The organism is Synechococcus sp. J7-Johnson, from assembly GCF_024345795.1.
GTDB lineage: Bacteria > Cyanobacteriota > Cyanobacteriia > PCC-6307 > Cyanobiaceae > Regnicoccus_A.
The window spans coordinates 1-19,068 of the sequence record NZ_JAGQBU010000009.1 but is presented as its reverse complement, the minus strand read 5'-3'; the positions used below and the strand labels follow the sequence as shown (position 1 = coordinate 19,068).

Here is a 19,068-nt window from a genome sequence, read left to right as displayed (position 1 = left end):
GATTTCTGGCCTCAGCAGACGGCGGCCACGGCCTCGGGCCGGTCCAGGTGGGGGAGGTGGCCGCAGGCCGCCAATTCCACGACCCGATCGCCCAGCAGGGCCAGGGCGGCTTGCTTCTGTGGCAGGCGCAGGATCCGGTCATCGGCTCCCCACAGCACCTTGAGGGGCTGGCCTGGCAGGGGGTCTCCGCAGCCGGCGAACCCTCCGCTGCGGGCGAAGCTGCCCAGGGCCTCCCCCCAGCCAATCACCTGAAGGTGGAGCGAAGCGATCTCCTCCTCGGCAGGTCCCACGCTGATGTCGGGGTTGGCAAAAGCCTGCCGGCAAAGTCCGCGCCTCACCCCAGGCAGGGCGAGAAAGCGCACCCCAAGCCGATCCAGCAGGGGGGGCAGGGGCATGGGGCGTCCGGTGAGTCCGGCGGGTGCCAACAGCAGCAGCCTGTCCACGCGGGAAGGCAGGCGCCGGGCCAGCTCCACCGCCACCGCTCCGCCCATGGAGGCGCCGATGACACCCAGAGGTGGTGATGCGTTCGGAGCTGAGGCCGACTCGATGCGCTCCACCACCGCCATGAGATGGTCGATCACACCACCTGGATTGTATCGACCAGAACTGGGGCGAGGGCTGAAGCCAAAACCGTAGAGGTCGGGAATGTAGAGACGAAAGCGGGAAGCCAGCAGCGGCGCCAACCGCCGAAACTCCAGCAGGGAGCTGTCAAAGCCATGCAGGAGCAGCAGGGGTTCACCCTCTCCGAGCACGGCAACGGGCCATTCCCCCGTGAATCCAGGCAGCTGCCACCACTGCACCCGTCCAGCCAGGTCACGCCCCTGGGGATCGATCAGGTTTTTGGCAGCTCTGGCGATCAACTCCGGACCCTGACACCACTCCAGCTGGGGGAAGCGGCTCAAGGACTGCTCTCAGGACAACGGCTGGTCTCGGCGCAGGGAGCTGAAATGAATTCAACCTGACGTGACTCCGCCATGGTGCTCACCATGGCGGTCAACAGGTCGTTGGCGCTTACGGCGAAGGGCAAGTGGTGAAGATCTGAGCCTGGCTGAACGGCGAAGGAGCAGACAGTGTTGAGGTCGTTGAGGCTGGCCTCGGCGAGGCCGAGATCCTCGAGACTCACAGGCAGACCCAGGGCCCTGAAGAAGGGGATCAGCTGACGACGGGCCTGGCTGGCCAGGCGGTGGCCACCGAGAAGCTCCTCCAGACGTAACTGGGCGAGAACGCCGAAGCCCACCTTTTCACCATGGAGAAGGTGGTGGCAGGCGGGCAGCTGGGTGAGTCCGTTGTGGACAGCGTGAGCGGCCACGGTGCGACAGCGGGCACCACCAAGGCCCCCGATCAGGCCGGCAGTGAGAGCTGCGGCCTCAGCCACCCGCACCCAGGCTTCGCCACCGGGCTCTGCCAGGGCGGCTTCAGCTTCCAGCAGCAGTTGATCACGCAGGACGCGGGCCTGCTGCACCGCCTGCTGCACCAGCCCGTCACCACTGGCGCCACTGCTCACTGAAGCCTCATACCACTTGGCGATGGCATCTGCGATGCCGCTGGCAAGGGTGTGCCCAGGAGCTTGCAGCACCAGATCGTGATCGAAGATCAACAGGTCGGGGCAACGATCGAGGGCCACATCGGAGCGAAAGGCTCCTTCCGCCGAATAGAGGTTGGCCAGGGCTGTCCAGCCGGCGCAGGTGGCGGCACTGGTAGGCACGGTGATGCACGACAGGCCGAGGCGATGGGCCAGCAATTTGCCCGCATCGAGCACCTTGCCCCCCCCCATCGCAATCACTCCATCACAGCGGCCGGCCTGGGCTTCTGCCGCAAGGCGCTGGAGATCGTGCTCACAGCAGTCGAACAGAAGGTTGGCCGCAAGAGGCTCAAGACCCAGATACAGCAGATCCGCGCAAGCTTGTTTGCGCAGGTGAGCTGTAGCGGGGCTGCGGCCCAGCAGCATCGGCCGGCGGCAGAGGGAGGGAAGCGAGTCGAAGGAAGACGACCATGCGGAAGGCCCCCGCACCAGGCGGGCGGGGGCAATCGCGTGCTGACTGATAGCTGTCACCATCGAGGCGTCAGACGCTGGCACCGGCCAGTTCCGGCTCCGCAACCACGGTCTGGTGGCGAATCACCACCTGCTTCTCGTCGTTGACATCGACCAGGGCCGAATCACCCTCCTTCAGACGCCCGGAGAGGAATTCCTCAGCCAGGGAGTCTTCAAGCAGACGCATCACGGCCCGGCGCAGGGGACGGGCGCCGTAGCTGGGGTTGTAGCCCTCTTCAACAAGGCGCTCCTTGAAGGCCTCGGTGACTGAGAGGCCGATGCCTTTCTCCTGCATGCGCCCGAACACTTCGCGAAGCATGATCTCGGCGATCTCTTTGACCTCGTCGCGGCTCAGTTGCCGGAAGACGATGATTTCATCAAGACGGTTGAGAAACTCAGGACGGAAGTACTGCTTGAGCTCCTCGTTGACCAAGGAACGGATGCGGTTGTACTGAGTTTCCTCCACGGCGGCGCCGGAGAATTCAAAACCGAGGCCACCGCCACCTTTTTCAATCACCTTCGAACCGATGTTCGACGTCATGATGATGAGAGTGTTCTTGAAATCCACTGTGCGGCCTTTCGAATCAGTCAGTCGACCGTCTTCGAGGAGCTGCAGCAGCAGATTGAAGACATCGGGGTGAGCTTTCTCGATCTCATCGAAGAGCACCACGGTATAGGGACGACGGCGCACGGCCTCAGTGAGCTGTCCGCCTTCATTGAATCCCACATAACCAGGGGGCGAACCGATCAGTTTGCTGACGGTGTGGCGCTCCATGAACTCGGACATGTCGAGGCGGATCATCGCCTCCTCGCTGCCGAAGAAATAGGCGGCCAGGGACTTGGTGAGCTCTGTTTTGCCCACGCCAGTAGGGCCGGAGAAGATGAAGCTGGCGATCGGGCGGTTGGGGTTCTTCAGGCCCACCCGGGCGCGGCGGATCGCCTTGGACACCGCCCTGACAGCCTCATCCTGGCCGATCAGGCGCTGGTGCAGGGTCTCTTCCATGTTCAGCAGCTTCACCGATTCGCTCTCGGTGAGCTTCTGAACGGGAACACCTGTCCAGGAGGCCACGATCTGGGCGATATCCTCTTCGGTGACAACCGGATGGCGTTCGCTGCTGGAGGAAGCCAGGGCATTGTCGGCTGCGGTATTGACCTCGGCCTCGGCCAACGCCTCGGCGGATCCTGCGACAGCGGTTGAGACCGCCGGCTCCTCATCCCGACGGGCCTGAAGGATTGAGCGGATCTGATCGCGCAATTCCACTTCCTTGTCGCGCAGTTCGCCAGCCTTGCCGAAATCCTGCTGGCGAACGGAATCTTCTTTCTGCTTCTGAATGGCCCGCAGTTGCTTGTCGAGCTCCTTTGCCGCAGGAGGCAGCTTGGAGTTCAACAGGCGCACGCGGCTGCCGGCTTCATCGACAAGATCGATGGCCTTGTCGGGCAGGAAGCGATCGGAGATGTAGCGATCACCGAGGGTGGCTGCTGCCACCAAGGCTTCATCGCTGATTTTCAGGCGATGGTGCTGCTCATAGCGCTCGCGCAACCCTTTGAGGATCTCAATGGTGTCGAGCACGGAGGGCTCGCCGACCATCACAGGCTGGAAACGGCGCTCGAGAGCTGCATCGCGCTCAATGTGCTTTCGGTATTCATCCAGAGTGGTGGCACCGATGCACTGCAGTTCACCTCGGGCCAAAGCCGGCTTGAGGATGTTGGCTGCGTCGATCGCCCCTTCAGCAGCACCGGCACCGATCAGGGTGTGCACCTCATCGATCACCAGGATCACGTTGCCCGCGCCCCGGATCTCTTCCATGATTTTCTTGAGGCGCTCCTCAAATTCACCCCTGTACTTGGTGCCGGCCACCAGCAGGCCGATATCGAGGGTGAGGACCCGCTTGTCTTCCAGGATGTCGGGAACTTCGCCGACCACGATGCGCTGGGCAAGCCCTTCAGCGAGGGCGGTCTTGCCGACGCCGGGTTCACCGATCAGCACAGGGTTGTTCTTGGTGCGCCGACCGAGGATCTGCACAACCCGATCAATCTCGTTCTGGCGACCCACCACGGGATCAAGCTTGCCCTCGGCTGCCAGCTGGGTGAGGTTGCTGCCGAATTCGTCGAGTGTGGGGGTTTTGGTGGAGCCCTTGCTGCCGCCGCCACCAGCGGTGACCTCTGCGGTTTCACCAAGCATCCGGATCACCTGGGTGCGCACCTTGGCCAGATCGACCCCGAGATTCTCCAGAACGCGAGCGGCAACGCCCTCACCTTCCCGGATCAGGCCCAGCAGCAGGTGCTCAGTTCCGATGTAGTTGTGCCCGAGCTGACGGGCCTCTTCCAGAGAGAGCTCCAGTACGCGTTTGGCTCGAGGCGTGAACGGAATTTCAACGGCCACGAATCCGGAACCGCGGCCGATGATCTTCTCCACCTCGACACGTGCGTCCTTGAGGTTGACACCCATCGACTTGAGCACCTTGGCGGCCACACCAGTTCCCTCACCGATCAGACCCAGCAGGATCTGCTCAGTGCCCACGAAGTTGTGGCCCAGCCTTCGGGCCTCTTCCTGGGCCAGCATGATCACCTTGATGGCCTTCTCGGTAAACCGCTCGAACATCTGCGGTGCCTGTGCAAGTCACACCAACCTATCAGGGCTGAGAGGGTGTGCGTGATTCTGCCTTCAATTCGGGCAGAATCACTGCAACAGCAGGGATCGAGCGCCTCGATCACCACACATAGGAGGCTGGATTCGTACGGCCTTACGCATCAACAAATGGCGGCAATCCGTACCTCCGTGATCGCCAGTGATTGGTGTTGCAGTCAGCGATGACACAACTATCCAGTTGTGTCATCGAGTTGGCGCCATTGGATCAGAGCGTCCTGCCCATCGCGGTAGTAACCGCGACGGCGGCCGGTGCAGCGAAATCCGAGCGAGCCGTAGAGCCCAAGCGCGGCCGTGTTGCCAACCGCCACCTCCAGGCTGGCCCCGCTGGCGCCGCGCTCACGCCCGTCCTGCATCAGTTCATTCAGAACCATGCTGGCCAGGCCGATGCGGCGATGCCCGGGGTGCACCAGCAGCAGCAGGATCTGCAGCTCATCGAGGATCAGCCAGCTGCTGCCCACCGCCACCAGTGCGCAGCCGTGAAACACCCCGAGCACGTTGCGCCCGCTTCCCTCCAGCTCCTGGCTCCACTGCTGCAGGTCCCAACCCTGAGGCCGGCAGAGCTGATCGAGCTCGTGGCATGCGCCCGCATGGCCTGGAGCCAGACGCTGGGTGCTCAGCTCGATCGGCCCAGCCCCTTCGATGCTCATCCTTACGATTGGGGTCTACAGGACACAGCCCAAGGATGATGCCGATGACAGTCTCTCCCGTCACCCCGGCAGATCAGGCCGTTGGCAGCGTGCCCTCGCCCAGGCCGGCGACACGCCCCTTCGAGTCGAACGCCGATCCGCTCAGTCCCAACCGCAACCTCACCCCACTCACCACGAGCCTCGACGCCCGCGAAAGGCTCCAGGTGGGTGGTTGTGATCTCGGCGAACTGGCTCGCCGCTACGACACACCCCTTTATGTGCTCGATGAGGCCACCCTGCGAGCCAGCTGTCGGGCCTACCGAGAGGCTCTCGCCGCCCACTACCCAGGGCCATCTCTGGCGCTCTACGCATCCAAGGCCAACAGCAGCCTGGTGCTGAGTGCCCTGGTGGCCTCTGAAGGTCTCGGCCTCGATGCGGTCTCAGAGGGTGAGCTGCTGACTGCCCTGCAGGGGGGCATGCCGCCGGAGCGGATCGTTCTCCACGGCAACAACAAGTCGGATGAGGAGCTCTCCCTGGCGGTGGCCCACGGCGTGACCGTGGTGGTGGACAACGACCATGACCTGGAGCGCCTCGCCGAGCTCGCCCCGGCCGCCGGCCGCGTGGTGCCCCTGATGTTGCGCTTCACTCCCGGCATCGAGTGCCACACCCACGAGTACATCCGCACCGGCCACCTCGACAGCAAGTTCGGCTTCGACCCCGACCAGCTGGAGCCGGTGCTGCGCCGTCTGGCCGGGTGCCCCTGGGCCCGCCTCACGGGCCTGCATGCCCACATAGGCTCCCAGATCTTCGAACTCCAACCCCACCGGGATCTGGCCGGGGTGATGGCCGATGCCCTGGCCCTGGCCCGCTCCCTCGGCCATCCCGTGCGTGATCTGAACGTGGGCGGCGGCCTTGGCATCCGCTACGTGGCCTCCGATGATCCACCGACCATCGAGGAGTGGGTGAAGGGGGTGGCGGAGGCCGTGGTGCACGCCTGCCGCGAGAGGGATCTCGAGCTGCCCCGCCTGCTCTGCGAACCCGGCCGCTCCCTGGTGGCTACGGCCGGCCTCACGCTGTACACGATCGGCAGCCGCAAGCAGATCCCCGGCCTGCGCACCTACCTCTCGGTTGATGGGGGGATGAGCGACAACCCCCGGCCGATCACGTATCAGTCGAGCTATACGGCGGTACTGGCGGAGCGGCCCATGGCCGTTGCCACGGAAACGGTCACCGTGGCAGGCAAGCACTGCGAATCCGGCGACGTCCTGCTCAAGGACCTGGCCCTGCCCCCCAGCAGCAGCGGCGACCTGCTAGTGGTCTTCGCCACAGGCGCCTACAACGCCTCGATGGCGTCGAACTACAACCGCATCCCCAGACCCGCGGCAGTGCTGGTGCATGGGGGTGAGGCGGAGCTGGTGCAGCGGCGGGAGCGACCAGACGAACTGCTGCTCCACGACGTCCTGCCAGAACGTTTTCGGCAGATACCATGAATCAAGTGCTGTAGGGATCTGTGATCTGGCTGAGGCTCCTCGATCTGCGCCTGCTGCTGGATCTGCTCTTCGCCTCGGCTCTCGGGATGCTTTTGCTGGCCCGGGTGCGTGAATCGCGCACTCTCTGGCTGCTGAGGGGCTGGCTGTTTCTGGTGGCCCTGGTCTGGGTCGTGCAGCGCTTCGCCAACCTGCCCCTCACCACCCGCCTGCTGGAGGCAGTGGTGCTGGGCTGCAGCCTGGCCCTGGCGATCCTGTGGCAGGGAGAGCTCAGGCGCCTGATGGAGCTGCTGGGCACCGGTCGCCTCGACGTGCTGCTGGGAAACCAGGGTGCCGACCAGGAGATGTCGGGCGCGGTGGCGATGCTCACTGAGGCGGCCGGACTCCTCTCCCAGGGCCGCCGCGGCGCCTTGATCCTGGTGGATCTGGGCAGCGATCTACGCCCTGAAGACTTTCTCAACCCCGGCATCGAGCTCGACGCCATGCTCTCGGTGGATCTGGTGCTGAACCTGTTCGCCGCCGATACACCCCTACACGATGGGGCCCTGCTCGTTCGCGGCAGCCGGATCCTCTCGGCTGGGGTGATCCTGCCCCTATCCCGCCAGGGCATCACCCGCTACGGCACCCGCCACCTGGCGGCCCTGGGCATCACCGAACGCTTCGATCGCTGCCTCTGCATAGTGGTCTCCGAGGAGACCGGCACCCTTTCTCTGGCCCGCCAGGGCAAGCTGGAACGGCCGATCACCAGCAGTCGTCTGCGTGAGCTTCTGACGGCCGCCCTGGCGCCCTCCTCCGCCAAAACCCCGGCCAAGAGTCCCGGAGGTTCGGTGGTGACGCTTCCCACTGGACGTACCGTGGCCGAGGACACGCCCGAATCCCGCGCATGAGTCGCTCTCCGGCGACCACCGACCCGATCCAGGTTTCAGCCCAGCCCTCCGAGCTGCTGCCGGCCTGCCTGGATCCCGCCCGGTTGCCGGCCCATGTGGCCGTGATCATGGATGGCAACGGCCGATGGGCCCGTCAGCGCTGCCTGCCGCGGATGATGGGGCACCGCGAGGGAGTGGAAGCCCTCAAGCGCACCCTGCGTCTCTGCAGCGACTGGGGCATTGGTGCCCTCACCGTCTACGCCTTCTCCACCGAGAACTGGAACCGGCCCGGCGAGGAAGTGACCTTCCTGATGCACCTGTTCGAGCGGGTGCTCGCCCGTGAACTCCAGGCCCTGGAGCGCGAGCGGGTGCGCATCCGCTTCCTGGGCGACCTGGAGCAGTTACCGGAGGGGCTGCAGGAGCGCATTGCCGCCGCCGAGGCCCGCACCGCAGCCAACACCGGCATCCACTTCAACGTCTGCACGAACTACGGCGGACGGCGGGAGCTGGTGCATGCGGCCAGGCGCCTGGCTGAACGTGCAGCCCGCGGTGAACTCGACCCCGCGGCGATCGATGAGGCCCACTTCGAGGCCGAGCTGCTCACCGCAGGCGAGGTGGACCCCGATCTGCTGATCCGCAGTAGCGGCGAGTACCGCATCAGCAATTTCCTGCTGTGGCAACTGGCCTACGCCGAGATCCACATCACCGATGTGCTCTGGCCCGATTTCAATGAGCAGTCCCTGCTGCGGGCCGTGCTGGATTACCAGGGCCGTCAACGGCGCTTCGGGGGGGTCGAGCCCCTGCTTCCCCCCAGCGCCTGACCACACTCTTCTCCCACTCCCTGCCCCTTTGACCACGACGACACGCCCCTCGGCCGCCGCCGCTTCGGCCCCAGACCTCCGCCACGACTGGAGCCGCGGTGAGATCCAGGAGCTGCTGGAGATGCCGCTGATCGACCTGCTCTGGCGAGCCCAGACCGTGCACCGGGCCGCAAATCCGGGCTACCGGGTACAGCTCGCTTCTCTGCTCAGTGTCAAGACCGGCGGTTGCGAGGAGGACTGCGCCTACTGCCCCCAGTCGATGCATAACAGCAGCGATGTGAGCGGGCGGCCGGAGCTGGAGGTGGAGCCTGTGCTGGCGCGGGCCCGGGCCGCCAAGGCGGCGGGGGCCCATCGGTTCTGCATGGGCTGGGCCTGGCGCGACATCCGCGATGGCGCCCCCTTCGAGGCGATGCTGGCAATGGTGCGCGGGGTGCGTGAGCTGGGTCTGGAGGCCTGCGTGACCGCCGGCATGCTCAGCGACGCTCAGGCCGAGCGCCTGGCGGCGGCTGGTCTGACTGCCTACAACCACAATCTCGACACCAGTCCGGAGCATTACGACCGGATCATCACCACACGCACCTATCAGGAGCGGCTGGAAACGTTGGCCCGGGTCCGCCAGGCGGGTATCAAACTCTGCTGCGGCGGCATCATCGGCCTTGGGGAGACCACCAGCGATCGCGCCGGCCTGCTGCAGGTGCTCGCCAGCCTCGACCCCCATCCCGAGAGCGTGCCGATCAACGCCCTGGTGGCGGTGGAGGGCACACCGCTGGAGCAGCAGCAGCCGGTGGACCCCCTTGAGCTGGTGCGGATGGTGGCCACCGCACGCATCCTGATGCCCTTCAGCCGGGTGCGCCTGAGCGCCGGCCGTGAACAACTCAGCCGGGAGGCCCAGATCCTCTGCCTGCAGGCGGGGGCTGATTCAATCTTCTACGGCGACACCCTGCTCACAACCGGCAACCCTGATGTGGACTCCGACCGGGCGCTGCTGGCGGCAGCGGGGGTGAACGCCCTGGAGGTGCCCCCTGGTTGAGGCTGCCTCTGGTCGGAGCGAAGCAGCAGCGGTCCAGCAGGTGACGGCCTTCTACCGTTTTGCGTCTTTGAACGCCGACATCCTCCACGCCCTGCGCGAACGGCTGCAGCAGCTAGGCCGCGCCGCCGGAGTTCATGGCACGGTGCTGCTGGCCCAGGAGGGGGTGAACGGCACGATCAGTGGCACGCCACCGGCGGTCGAGAGCCTGCTGGCGGCGCTTCAGGCAGGCGCCGGCCTCGATGCATTGGAGCTGAAGACCAGCTGGAGCACCGTCGTCAGCTTTGATCGGCTCAAGGTGCGCCTGAAGCGGGAGATCGTCACCCTTGGAATCGAGGGGCTCGATCCGACCCAGGGGGCGGGCACCAACGTGCCGCCCGAGGCCTGGAATGCGTTGATTGACGATCCCACCACCTTGGTGATCGACACGCGCAACGCCTACGAGGTCGCGATCGGCAGTTTCGATCGGGCAGTCGATCCCGGCACCGCAAGCTTCCGCGACTTTCCGGCCTGGGTGAAGAAGGAGCTGCGCCCCATGGTGAAGGAGCGACGGCCCGAGCGCCTGGCCCTCTTCTGCACTGGCGGCATCCGCTGCGAGAAGGCCACCGCCTACCTGCGCCAGCAGGGCTTCAGCGGCGTGCACCAGCTGCAGGGCGGCATCCTGCGCTATCTCGAAGACATCCCCGAAGCCCGCAGCCGCTGGCAGGGCGAGTGCTACGTGTTCGATCGGCGCGTGGCCCTCAACCACCGGCTCGAACCCGGCAGCCACAGCCAGTGCCACGCCTGCGGTCTGCCCCTGGGTCCAGAGGATCGCGCCCTGGAGAGCTACGTGGAGGGAGTGAGCTGCCGCCACTGCCTCAGCCGCTTCAGCGACAGCGACCGCCAGCGTTTTGCCGAGCGTCAGCGCCAGATGCTGATGAGGGAGCGGCGCAGCGTCCAGTTTGAGTGATGAGCCAACTGGACGCCATGGCCGAGCCCTCCCTGCAGCAGTGGCACCCTGAGAACTACGAGGCCAAAGCCCGCTTCGTCTCGGATCTGGGAGCCCCAGTGCTGGCACTGCTTGATCCCCAGCCCGGCGAGCGCGTACTTGATCTCGGCTGCGGCGATGGGGCGCTAACCGAGCAGCTGGTGGCACTGGGGGCGAGGGTGATCGGCGTCGACGCCAGCGCCGCGATGGTGGCGGGCGCGCGCGCCCGGGGGCTGGAAGCCCAGATGCTGAATGGCCAGGAGTTGAAGTTTGAGGCCGGCTTCGAGGCGGTCTTCTCCAACGCCGCCCTGCACTGGATGCTGCAGCCCGAACGCGTGATTGCCGGGGTGCACCGGGCCCTGGTGCCGGGGGGGCGATTCGTGGCCGAGATGGGAGGCCACGGCAACGTGGCCGAGATCCACGGCGCCCTTGAGCGGGCCTTGGATGCGAGGGGGCTGAGGGCACCCCACGACACCTTCTTCCCCACCCCTGAGCACTACGGCGCAATGCTGGAGGCGGGGGGCTTTGGAGTGGAATCGATCAGCCTGATTCCCCGCCCAACGCCCCTGCCCGGCGATGTAGGCGACTGGATCACCACCTTTGCCCAAGGATTCCTGGCGCCATTGCCCCCTGAGGAGCGTCCGGCCTTGGTGGCTGAGGTGGTGGAAGCCTTGCGGCCTCAGTTGCTCGGAGCCGATGGCTGCTGGCGCGCGGATTATGTGCGCCTGCGCTTTCGCGCCATCCGCCGGTAGGAGGCCAAACCATGAGCGAGCAGGCGTTACCCACCACAGCAGAGGGGATCGAGGCGCTGGTGACGGCATTCGAAGCCGCCACCCTGCCCCGAGCCCGTTGGACCCACGAAGCCCATCTGGCCGTGGCCCTCTCAACCTTGGACCAGCGGCCGTTCAATGCCGCTCTCGAACACCTGCGCTCCCGCATCCGCGCCTACAACGACGCCACAGGCACCACCAACACCGATCACTCCGGCTACCACGAAACCCTCACCGTCCACTTCCTGCGGGGGGTGAGTGGCCACATCGCCAGCCACCCGGGCTGGCCCCTGACAGACTCGCTGGCCGCTCTGCTGGCCTCGCCCCTGGGGGAGCGCGACTGGCCCCTGGCCGCCTACAGCCGCGCACGACTGGAGTCGATTGAGGCGCGCCGCAACTGGCTGGAGCCCGACCAGGGCGCCAAGGCCCTCTGGGCCGCCGGGTGGCCGCCTCGCTCCCGGGCCAGCACCTACCCCGCCCCGTTCGCTGCCCTGATGAAGGGTCGGGAGAAGCGTGGGCTGGGGGAGGCCTTCGGTCTGCGCCACTTCGGCGTCAACCAAACCCGCTTGAAGCCCGGGGCCCGCACCGCCCTGCGCCATGCCCACAGCCAACAGGACGAATTCGTCTACGTGCTCGAGGGTCATCCGACCTTGATCACCGATGACGGCGAGCGAGAACTGGCGCCGGGCCTGGCGGCAGGCTTTGCTGCCGGGAATGGGAACGCTCACCACCTGATCAACCGCACGGCGGTGGATGTGGTGCTGCTGGAGATCGGCGATCGCACCCCCGGCGATCAGGTGGAGTATCCAGACGACGACCTGCAGGCCCGGTGGCACGACGGCGGCTGGCGCTTCAGCCGCAAGGATGGAACGCCCTGGTGATGTGGTCTGTGCCCCATGTGCTGATCATCCATGCCGTGGCCGACTACGGAGCCTGGAAAGAGGTGTTCGATCAGGCGGCGGGGATGCGCAAGGCTGCCGAGAAGATCAGCTACCAGCTGCTGCGGTTCGATGGCTCCGCAAACACGGTGGTGCATTTCTCGGCCTGGAGTTCGCTGGAGCGGGCCCGCGACTTCTTCGAGTCCGAGGAGCTGGTGGCGATCCGCGAGCGGGGGGTGCTGTAGGTGCCCATGGCGGATCGGCCGATCCTCTACAGCTTCCGCCGCTGCCCCTACGCGATCCGGGCCCGGCTAGCCCTGGCGGCAGCGGGTCTGGAGCCCGGCCGTGATCTGGAGCTGCGGGAGGTGAACCTCAAGGCAAAGCCACCCGAACTGCTGGAGGCCTCCGCGAAGGGCACAGTGCCGGTGCTCATGCTGCCGTGTGAGGGGATGCAGGAGAGCCGCGTGATTGATCAGAGCCTGGCGGTGATGCGCTGGGCCCTGGAGCGCCACGACCCCGGCGATCTGCTGCGGCAGGCCGACACGCCTGGCCACGCCGCCCAACGGGCGTTGATCGAGGCGTTGATCGCCAGTAACGACGGCCCCTTCAAGCACCACCTCGACCGCTTCAAGTACGCCGGCCGCAACCCTGGCGCCGACCCAGAGGAGCATCGGGCAGCGGCCCTAACGATCCTGCGCGAATGGAATGCCCGGTGGCCCCAGCTGGGTGACCGGCCCTCCCTGGCGGATCTGGCCCTGTTGCCGTTTGTGCGCCAGTTCCGGCTGGCGGATCCGCCAGGGTTCGACAGCGCCGAGGGCTTCATGGCGGTGCAGGCGTGGCTGGGGCGGTTCCTGACCAGCCCGGAGCTGGCGGAGGTGATGGCCGCGCCCTGGGCATCGCGAGCAGCCTGGCGCTCCCCGCGCTGGCTCTATCACCTGGCCCTGGCCCCGGAATGGCGCGCCGCCAGGAGCGAGGGGGTCTACCGCCGCTCCAGCCGCGGCCTGAGCCTGGAGGAGGTGGGTTTCATCCACGCCAGCCACTGCCATCAGCTCGAGGCCACCCACCAGCGCTTCTACGCCGATGCGGCCGATGTGCTGCTGCTCACGATCGATCCCAGGCGCCTGGCGGCGGCTGACATCGCTGTGGTGGAGGAGCCGGCCCCCGGCAGCGGCGAGCTCTTCCCCCACATCCAGGGCCCCCTGCCGCTGGCGGCGGTGCTGGCCTGGGAGCCGTTCCCCGCATGAGCCATCTGGCGGAGTTGGAGGGGTGGGGAGCGTCGCGGGGATTGCTGCTGCGCCTGCAGGTGAGCGGGCCCGCTGCGCTGCGGGGGCTGCGGGTGGGGGTGGCCCGCCCTGGCCCCGAGGGCGGCCCCCAGCTGCTGGGGGACCTCAAGGGGTGGGCGATTCCCACCGCCGGCGGCCTTCATCTCGACACCCTGCGCATCCAGGTTCCGCGCGGCGAGCCGGCCGCTGCCCTGGTTGGTCCCTTGATCTGGGCAGCCACCTTCGCCTGGGCGCTCGAGCACACCCCCTGCCGCCGCGCCACGCTGCTGGCCATCCGCGACGACGAGCACCAGCACCGCCGCCTGGTGCGTTATTTCCGCCGATTGGGCTTCGAGCCGATGCGGGAGCTGGGCGCGGGAGTCCTTGATCTGCCGCAGCGGCTGCTCTGGGGCGGCTCGGGATTGCTGATGCGGGGCGACTGCGCCGAGGGTCTGCGGCGCTGTGAGCGCACGCTTGGCCTGATCACGCCAGCTCGCCGGGCAGGAAGCGCTGGATGAACGCTGGCTGGGGTTGAACCACCAACGATCTGAAGGCGACCAGCTCAGTTGTCGATGAACACCGAATGTGCCGTACGCACCACCCGTGGATCGGGCTCACCGACGATGTCGTGGTCCTTGTGCTCGTAGTCCAGGGCGTGGAGGACGCTGCGGATGGCGCCGAGACGGGCCCGCCTCTTCTCGTTCGAGTTGATGATCGTCCATGGCGCCACGAGGGTGTCGGTGGCTAGCAGCATTTCGTTGCGAGCATCGGTGTACTCGTCGTACTTCGCCACGCTCACCTCATCGATCGGAGACAACTTCCACTGCTTGAGCGGATCCTCGCGCCGGTCGTCGAAGCGCAGCTTCTGTCGGCCCTGCGACACGGTGAACCACATCTTGAAGACCATGATTCCACTGCTGACGAGTGACTGTTCGAAGGCGGGAACCTGGCGGAGGAACAGGGCATGCTCCTGCGGTGTGCAGAAGCCCATCACCTTCTCGACACCGGCCCGGTTGTACCACGACCTGTCGAACATCGTGATTTCTCCGGCCGATGGCAGGTGCGGGACGTAGCGCTGGAAGAACCACTGGGTCACTTCGGCATCGTTGGGTTTCGCCAGCGCGACATGTTCACTACCGCGAGGGTTCAGGTGTTGGCGGAAGCGCTTGATCGATCCACCCTTGCCCGCCGCATCGCGACCTTCGAACAGGATGACCACTCGCTTTCCGATAGCCTTGATGTGGCGCTGCGCCTTGAGCAGTTCGATCTGGAGCGATCTGAGGTCTTGCTTGTAGTCCTTCTTATCGATCGGTTCGTCGTAGGGAAGATCGTTCTGCATCTCCTCGATCGTCTCTATGGGCGATGGGCTTTGCTTCTTGCTCATGCGCCCATTTTAATCGGGCGGAGCGATCCTCGCCCTGGATCGCGTTGCGAGGTCGTCACACCCAGGCGACACAGAGCAACTCCGCCTGGGCCAGCACGGTCTTCACCGCCTCCTCCTGCAGATCGGGGGGGTAGCCGTATTTGTTGAGGATGCGTTTCACCATCACGCGGATCTTGGCGCGGGCGCCTTCGCGCAGGGTCCAGTCGATCGTCACGCTCTTCTTGACCTGGGTGATCAGTTCGGCGGCGATCACTTTGAGCTTGGCGTCACCCATAGCCCGTACCGCGCTGTCGTTGGCGGCGAGGGCATCGTAGAAGGCGACTTCGTCGTCGGTGAGGCCGAGGGATTCGCCGCGCTTGGTGGCGGCATCGAGTTCCTTGGCGAGGGTGATCAGCTCCTCGATCACCTCGGCCGTGGTGATGGCGCGGTTGTGGTAGGCGTTGAGGGCTTTCTTGAGCTTCTCGGAGAACACCTGGCTCTGCACCAGGTTGTGCTTGGAGCGCACTTTCAGTTCGTCTTTGAGCAGCTTCTCCAGCAGCTCGGCGGCCACGTTCCTGTGCTTGAGGCCCCGCACCTCGGCGAGGAACTGATCACTGAGGATCGAGATGTCGGGCCTCGGCAGGCCGGCGGCGGTGAACACATCGATCACCTGACCTTCGGTGGTGATCGCCTTGCTCACCAGCTGGCGGATGGCGGCGTCGATCTGCTCGGGCGACCGGCTGGTGGAGCTGCTCTGTTTGGAGAGGGCGGCCTGCAGGGCCTGGAAGAAACTCACGTCGTCGAGGATCGCGGTGGCCTCTTCGCTGGCGGCGCAGAGGGCGAAGGCACGGGAGAGCTCGGCCACCAGCTGCAGCCAGCGTTGCTTGCCGTTCTCCTGCTGGAGGATGAAGTCCTGACCGGCGGGAAGCAGCTGCAGGCGCTGGCTGGGGGTGCCGCTGCTCCAGGCCGACCAGTCGAAACCATGCAGGAGATCCGAGGCGATGCCGTGCTTTTCGAGCATCACGGCGATGGCCTGGGCGGTGTCGAAGGTGGGGTCGCCCCGGCCGCCGCTTTGGGTGTAGGTGGCAAGAGCCCGCTTGAGCTGGTCGGCGAGGCCGAGATAGTCCACCACCAGGCCGCCCGGCTTGTCGCGGAACACCCGGTTGACGCGGGCGATTGCCTGCATCAGGCCGTGCCCCTGCATCGGCTTGTCGGCATACATGGTGTGCAGGCAAGGCGCATCGAAGCCGGTGAGCCACATGTCGCGCACGATCACGATCTTGAAGGGGTCGGCGGCGTCCTTGAAGCGGTTGGCCAGCTGGCGGCGCGCTTCCTTGCTGCGGATGTGGGGCTGCCAGTCGGGGCCGTCATCGGCACTTCCCGTCATCACCACCTTGAGGGTGTCAGTGGCCCACGCGGGCCTCAGCCGGATCAGGGCGTTGTAGAGATCCACACAGATGCGGCGGCTCATGCACACCACCATCGCCTTACCGTCCATCGCCTCCAGGCGTTTTTCGATGTGCGCCACCAGGTCGGCGGCCACCAGGGCGAGGCGCTTGGGATCACCCACCAACGCTTCGAGGGCGGCCCACTTTGTTTTCAGCTTTTCCTTCTGGGTCAGCTCCTCGCCCTCGGTGATCTCCTCGAACTCCGCATCGATCCTGGGCAGCGCTGAGGCATTGAGGGAGAGCTTGGAGATGCGACTCTCGTAGTAGATCGGCACGGTGGCCTTGTCGGCCACGGCGCGCTGGATGTCGTAGATGGAGATGTAATCGCCGAACACGGCGCGGGTGTTGGCGTCGGTCTGCTCGATCGGCGTGCCGGTGAAGCCGATGAAGGAGGCGTTGGGGAGGGCGTCGCGCAGGTTGCTGGCGAAGCCGTACGACATCTCACCGGTTTGCTGGTTCACCTTGGCGCCGAAGCCGTACTGGCTGCGGTGGGCTTCATCGGCGATCACCACGATGTTCTGCCGGGCGCTCAGCTCAGGCATCGGCTCACCCTTTTCGGGCATGAACTTCTGGATGGTGGTGAACACCACGCCGCCACTGGCGCGGTTGAGAAGTTCGCGCAGCTGGTCGCGACTGGCGGCCTGAATGGGCGTCTGGCCGAGGAGGTCAGCGCAGCGCTGAAACTGGCCGAAGAGTTGGTCGTCGAGATCGTTGCGATCGGTGAGCACCACCAGGGTGGGGTTGGCCATCGCGGCCGTGCGGATGATGCGGGCGGCAAAGAAGAGCATGGTGAAACTCTTGCCGCTGCCCTGGGTGTGCCACACCACGCCGGCGCGGCGGTCGCCGGGCTGGCCGCCCTGGCTGCGGGCTGCCTGGCCCAGGCCGCTGGCGCGCACGGTTTCCTGCACCACCGCATTCACGGCATGGAACTGGTGATAGCCAGCGATGATCTTGTGCAGGGCACCCGAATCCGGGTCTTCCTCGAAGACGATGAAGTGCTGCAGCAGATCGAGGAAGCGCTGGGGCTCGAACACACCACGGATGAGCTTTTCCAGCTCCAGGGCCGTGGCGGGGGCATCGGCTTCGCCCTCGATGCTGCGCCATACCTTGAACCACTCCTGGTTGGCCGTGAGTGAGCCGATGCGCGCCTGCAGCCCATCGGCTCACCACCAGGGCGGCGTTGTATTGAAGGAGCGAGGGAATCTCGGCTTTGTAGGTTTGCAGCTGGGCGTAGGCGCTCCAGATGGTGGCGCCTTCAGCAGCGGCGTTCTTGAGCTCGATCAGGCCCAGGGCCAGGCCGTTGAGGAACACCACCAGGTCGGGACGGCGGTTGTGCTGGCCGTCGCTGACGCTGAACTGATTCACCACCAGCCAGTCGTTGGCGCTGGCATCAGCGAAATCCACCAGCCGCACATGGTCGCCGGCGATGCTGCCATCGGCCCGGGGGTATTCCACTGGAATCCCCTCCCGCAACAGGCGGTGGAAGGCGCGGTTCGTCTGCACCAACGAAGGCGTGGCCAGGCGCAGCAGCTTGCGCAGGGCCTCCTCACGGGCCTCTTCGGGGATGGCCGGGTTGAGCTGGCGGATGGCCTCGCGCAGCCGGCCCACCAGCACCACATCGCCGAACGACTGCCGTTCCGCCGCCGGTTCACCGGGGGCGAGATCAGGGCCATGGCGCACCGCATAGCCCAGCTCCTGGAACCAGCCGAGGGCCGCCTCTTCGATGAGGGCTTCGTTGAGGGTCATGGGGGCGGTCGGCGCCGAAACGAACGTGGGGCCCAGATCTGCACCAGAATGGGGCCAAACCGCCCAGAAACAAGCCCGTGCGTACGTTCTCGGCTGTGATTGAGCGCTGTCCCAGCACGGGACTGCTGGTTGGCTATGTACCTGGATTCCCCGGGGCCCATAGCCAGGGAGAAACCGTTGAGGAATTGCAGGCCAATCTCCATGAGGTGATTGAGATGCTGCTTGAGGATGGCGAGCCCCAACTCGAAGCTGATTTCGTCAGCTTGCAGCAGATTTGTGTAGCGAGTTAGGGACTTGGGTCAGCTACCTGTTCTGAAGCCAGCGGAAGTGGTGAGGATCCTGCTGGCCATGGGTTTCGTGGAAGTGAGACAGAGAGGATCCCACAAGCAGTTCAGGGATGCCCTTGGCCGGTGCACCACCGTTCCTTTCCATCAGAGCCGTGACATCTCGCCACCACTGCTGCGTCAGATCGCCAAAGACATCGGCATGACGGCAGAGGACTTCATCGGCAAGCGGTAAGTATCAGCACGGTCACTGCTCTGCAAGTACAGCCGCCCCCCCCACGAACGAATCTGTGCAATTTTTGCAATGGTTGCCATTGGGTCTGGCGTGAACCTCAGAAAGGGCGGCAGCAAAAGCCTCTCGGGAGGGCAGCGGGAACCGGCTTTCGAGGTCTTGAAGCTGGCGTTTATGCGCGGACATAACCCAACCGTGCTGGTTCGAGGTTAGCTGTGCTAACCCAGTGTAGCGATGGCATCGTTTGATGGTCGCGGCATCGTCCGACGGACCCTCCAGCTCAATCTCGCGGCACGCCTGTTCGATCCTGCAACGTGCCGCTCACGTACTTGTGCAGCACGCTGCTGATCAGGGTTTGATAAGGGATGCCTTCCTGCAGGGCGCGGGTGCGGATGGCCTGGAGGTCAACGCTGGAGAGGCGGATGTTGATCCGCTGGTCTTTCAGGCCCGTAGCCTTCGCCGCATTCTGGAGCTGGCTGAGAGTAAGCGTTCAGGGGTCGGGACAGCACGCGGCGAACTTCGTCTCTGCTGAACCCTTGACGGCGAGATGATTCCCGTTTGCATCTCAGGCAGAGACTGCTTGAGATGGGAGCCCCTCCTGCTGGCATT

General features: G+C 65.6%; 17 protein-coding genes and 1 pseudogene. 12 read left to right on the top strand and 6 right to left on the bottom strand.

All coding sequences use genetic code 11. The annotated features are described in order from the left end of the window. Nucleotides 1-11: 11 nt before the first annotated feature. The 4 genes from KBY93_RS06405 to KBY93_RS06390 all read right to left on the bottom strand — a co-directional run bounded on the left by KBY93_RS06405 (nucleotide 12) and on the right by KBY93_RS06390 (nucleotide 5,329). Nucleotides 12-884 carry an alpha/beta fold hydrolase gene (locus KBY93_RS06405; protein WP_399222729.1) on the bottom strand — a complete coding sequence of 291 codons (873 nt, stop codon included), beginning with the start codon at nucleotides 882-884 and terminating at the stop codon, nucleotides 12-14. Nucleotides 885-898: 14 nt separating this feature from the next. Continuing rightward, nucleotides 899-2,056: an iron-containing alcohol dehydrogenase gene (locus tag KBY93_RS06400; RefSeq protein ID WP_255093440.1), complete on the bottom strand. Its 1,158-nt coding sequence runs from the start codon at nucleotides 2,054-2,056 to the stop codon at nucleotides 899-901. Between the two features lie 7 nt (nucleotides 2,057-2,063). Continuing rightward, entirely contained in the window at nucleotides 2,064-4,634 is a 2,571-nt protein-coding gene (locus KBY93_RS06395) for an ATP-dependent Clp protease ATP-binding subunit (RefSeq protein ID WP_255093439.1), read from the bottom strand. A gap of 218 nt (nucleotides 4,635-4,852) precedes the next feature. Then, nucleotides 4,853-5,329, bottom strand: a complete 477-nt coding sequence (locus KBY93_RS06390; protein ID WP_255093438.1) for a GNAT family N-acetyltransferase — start codon at nucleotides 5,327-5,329, stop codon at nucleotides 4,853-4,855. A gap of 44 nt (nucleotides 5,330-5,373) precedes the next feature. Between KBY93_RS06390 and lysA the strand changes: the two genes are divergently transcribed. The 10 genes from lysA to KBY93_RS06340 all read left to right on the top strand — a co-directional run bounded on the left by lysA (nucleotide 5,374) and on the right by KBY93_RS06340 (nucleotide 13,904). Beyond that, nucleotides 5,374-6,798, top strand: coding sequence for a diaminopimelate decarboxylase (gene lysA, locus KBY93_RS06385; protein WP_255093437.1), 1,425 nt, complete (start codon nucleotides 5,374-5,376; stop codon nucleotides 6,796-6,798). A gap of 20 nt (nucleotides 6,799-6,818) precedes the next feature. After that, nucleotides 6,819-7,682 carry a diadenylate cyclase CdaA gene (gene cdaA / locus KBY93_RS06380; RefSeq protein WP_255093436.1) on the top strand — a complete coding sequence of 288 codons (864 nt, stop codon included), beginning with the start codon at nucleotides 6,819-6,821 and terminating at the stop codon, nucleotides 7,680-7,682. Then, on the top strand, nucleotides 7,679-8,482 hold the full coding sequence (locus KBY93_RS06375) for an isoprenyl transferase (RefSeq protein WP_255093435.1): 804 nt from the start codon (nucleotides 7,679-7,681) through the stop codon (nucleotides 8,480-8,482). The genes cdaA and KBY93_RS06375 overlap by 4 nt, the downstream gene beginning before the upstream one ends. Nucleotides 8,483-8,603: 121 nt before the next feature. Further along, nucleotides 8,604-9,512: a biotin synthase BioB gene (gene bioB / locus KBY93_RS06370; protein ID WP_399222727.1), complete on the top strand. Its 909-nt coding sequence runs from the start codon at nucleotides 8,604-8,606 to the stop codon at nucleotides 9,510-9,512. A 40-nt stretch (nucleotides 9,513-9,552) separates the two neighbouring features. Further along, nucleotides 9,553-10,458 (top strand): rhodanese-related sulfurtransferase, encoded by a 906-nt coding sequence (locus tag KBY93_RS06365; protein ID WP_255093433.1) that lies wholly within the window; start codon nucleotides 9,553-9,555, stop codon nucleotides 10,456-10,458. Nucleotides 10,459-10,475: 17 nt separating this feature from the next. Beyond that, nucleotides 10,476-11,228: a class I SAM-dependent methyltransferase gene (locus tag KBY93_RS06360; protein ID WP_255093432.1), complete on the top strand. Its 753-nt coding sequence runs from the start codon at nucleotides 10,476-10,478 to the stop codon at nucleotides 11,226-11,228. 11 nt (nucleotides 11,229-11,239) lie between these two features. Further along, the gene (locus KBY93_RS16140) at nucleotides 11,240-12,127 is read left to right on the top strand and encodes a cupin domain-containing protein (RefSeq protein WP_315856390.1); all 888 of its coding nucleotides are present in this window, start codon (nucleotides 11,240-11,242) and stop codon (nucleotides 12,125-12,127) included. After that, entirely contained in the window at nucleotides 12,127-12,369 is a 243-nt protein-coding gene (locus KBY93_RS06350) for an antibiotic biosynthesis monooxygenase (RefSeq protein ID WP_255093431.1), read from the top strand. The genes KBY93_RS16140 and KBY93_RS06350 overlap by 1 nt, the downstream gene beginning before the upstream one ends. A gap of 6 nt (nucleotides 12,370-12,375) precedes the next feature. Beyond that, nucleotides 12,376-13,368 (top strand): DUF952 domain-containing protein, encoded by a 993-nt coding sequence (locus tag KBY93_RS06345; protein ID WP_255093430.1) that lies wholly within the window; start codon nucleotides 12,376-12,378, stop codon nucleotides 13,366-13,368. Continuing rightward, nucleotides 13,365-13,904: a hypothetical protein gene (locus KBY93_RS06340; protein WP_255093429.1), complete on the top strand. Its 540-nt coding sequence runs from the start codon at nucleotides 13,365-13,367 to the stop codon at nucleotides 13,902-13,904. Before KBY93_RS06345 ends, KBY93_RS06340 begins: the two co-directional genes overlap by 4 nt. Before the next feature lie 44 nt (nucleotides 13,905-13,948). Here the strand turns inward: KBY93_RS06340 and ppk2 are convergent, their stop codons facing one another. Then, on the bottom strand, nucleotides 13,949-14,770 hold the full coding sequence (gene ppk2 / locus KBY93_RS06335; RefSeq protein ID WP_255093428.1) for a polyphosphate kinase 2: 822 nt from the start codon (nucleotides 14,768-14,770) through the stop codon (nucleotides 13,949-13,951). A 55-nt stretch (nucleotides 14,771-14,825) separates the two neighbouring features. Beyond that, nucleotides 14,826-17,943, bottom strand: a pseudogene (locus tag KBY93_RS06330) (type I restriction endonuclease subunit R). Nucleotides 17,944-18,020: 77 nt separating this feature from the next. On the opposite strand from KBY93_RS06330, the gene KBY93_RS06320 reads away from it, so the two are divergent. Both KBY93_RS06320 and KBY93_RS06315 read left to right on the top strand, forming a co-directional pair. Continuing rightward, a complete protein-coding gene (locus tag KBY93_RS06320; RefSeq protein ID WP_255093427.1) occupies nucleotides 18,021-18,233 on the top strand; it encodes a type II toxin-antitoxin system HicB family antitoxin in 213 nt (70 codons plus the stop codon). A gap of 40 nt (nucleotides 18,234-18,273) precedes the next feature. After that, the gene (locus KBY93_RS06315; RefSeq protein ID WP_255093426.1) at nucleotides 18,274-18,462 is read left to right on the top strand and encodes a type II toxin-antitoxin system HicA family toxin; all 189 of its coding nucleotides are present in this window, start codon (nucleotides 18,274-18,276) and stop codon (nucleotides 18,460-18,462) included. Nucleotides 18,463-19,068: the final 606 nt, after the last annotated feature.

Excerpts from the sequence above, each read along its gene's own strand:
- KBY93_RS06340 (WP_255093429.1), top strand. The coding sequence starts at position 13,365 with ATGAGCCATCTGGCGGAGTTGGAGGGGTGGGGAGCGTCGCGGGGATTG.
- lysA (WP_255093437.1), top strand. The coding sequence starts at position 5,374 with ATGACAGTCTCTCCCGTCACCCCGGCAGATCAGGCCGTTGGCAGCGTG.
- KBY93_RS16140 (WP_315856390.1), top strand. The coding sequence starts at position 11,240 with ATGAGCGAGCAGGCGTTACCCACCACAGCAGAGGGGATCGAGGCGCTG.
- KBY93_RS06400 (WP_255093440.1), bottom strand. The coding sequence starts at position 2,056 with ATGGTGACAGCTATCAGTCAGCACGCGATTGCCCCCGCCCGCCTGGTG.
- bioB (WP_399222727.1), top strand. The coding sequence starts at position 8,604 with ATGCCGCTGATCGACCTGCTCTGGCGAGCCCAGACCGTGCACCGGGCC.
- KBY93_RS06390 (WP_255093438.1), bottom strand. The coding sequence starts at position 5,329 with ATGAGCATCGAAGGGGCTGGGCCGATCGAGCTGAGCACCCAGCGTCTG.
- KBY93_RS06360 (WP_255093432.1), top strand. The coding sequence starts at position 10,476 with ATGGCCGAGCCCTCCCTGCAGCAGTGGCACCCTGAGAACTACGAGGCC.
- KBY93_RS06395 (WP_255093439.1), bottom strand. The coding sequence starts at position 4,634 with ATGTTCGAGCGGTTTACCGAGAAGGCCATCAAGGTGATCATGCTGGCC.
- KBY93_RS06345 (WP_255093430.1), top strand. The coding sequence starts at position 12,376 with ATGGCGGATCGGCCGATCCTCTACAGCTTCCGCCGCTGCCCCTACGCG.
- KBY93_RS06375 (WP_255093435.1), top strand. The coding sequence starts at position 7,679 with ATGAGTCGCTCTCCGGCGACCACCGACCCGATCCAGGTTTCAGCCCAG.
- ppk2 (WP_255093428.1), bottom strand. The coding sequence starts at position 14,770 with ATGAGCAAGAAGCAAAGCCCATCGCCCATAGAGACGATCGAGGAGATG.
- KBY93_RS06350 (WP_255093431.1), top strand. The coding sequence starts at position 12,127 with ATGTGGTCTGTGCCCCATGTGCTGATCATCCATGCCGTGGCCGACTAC.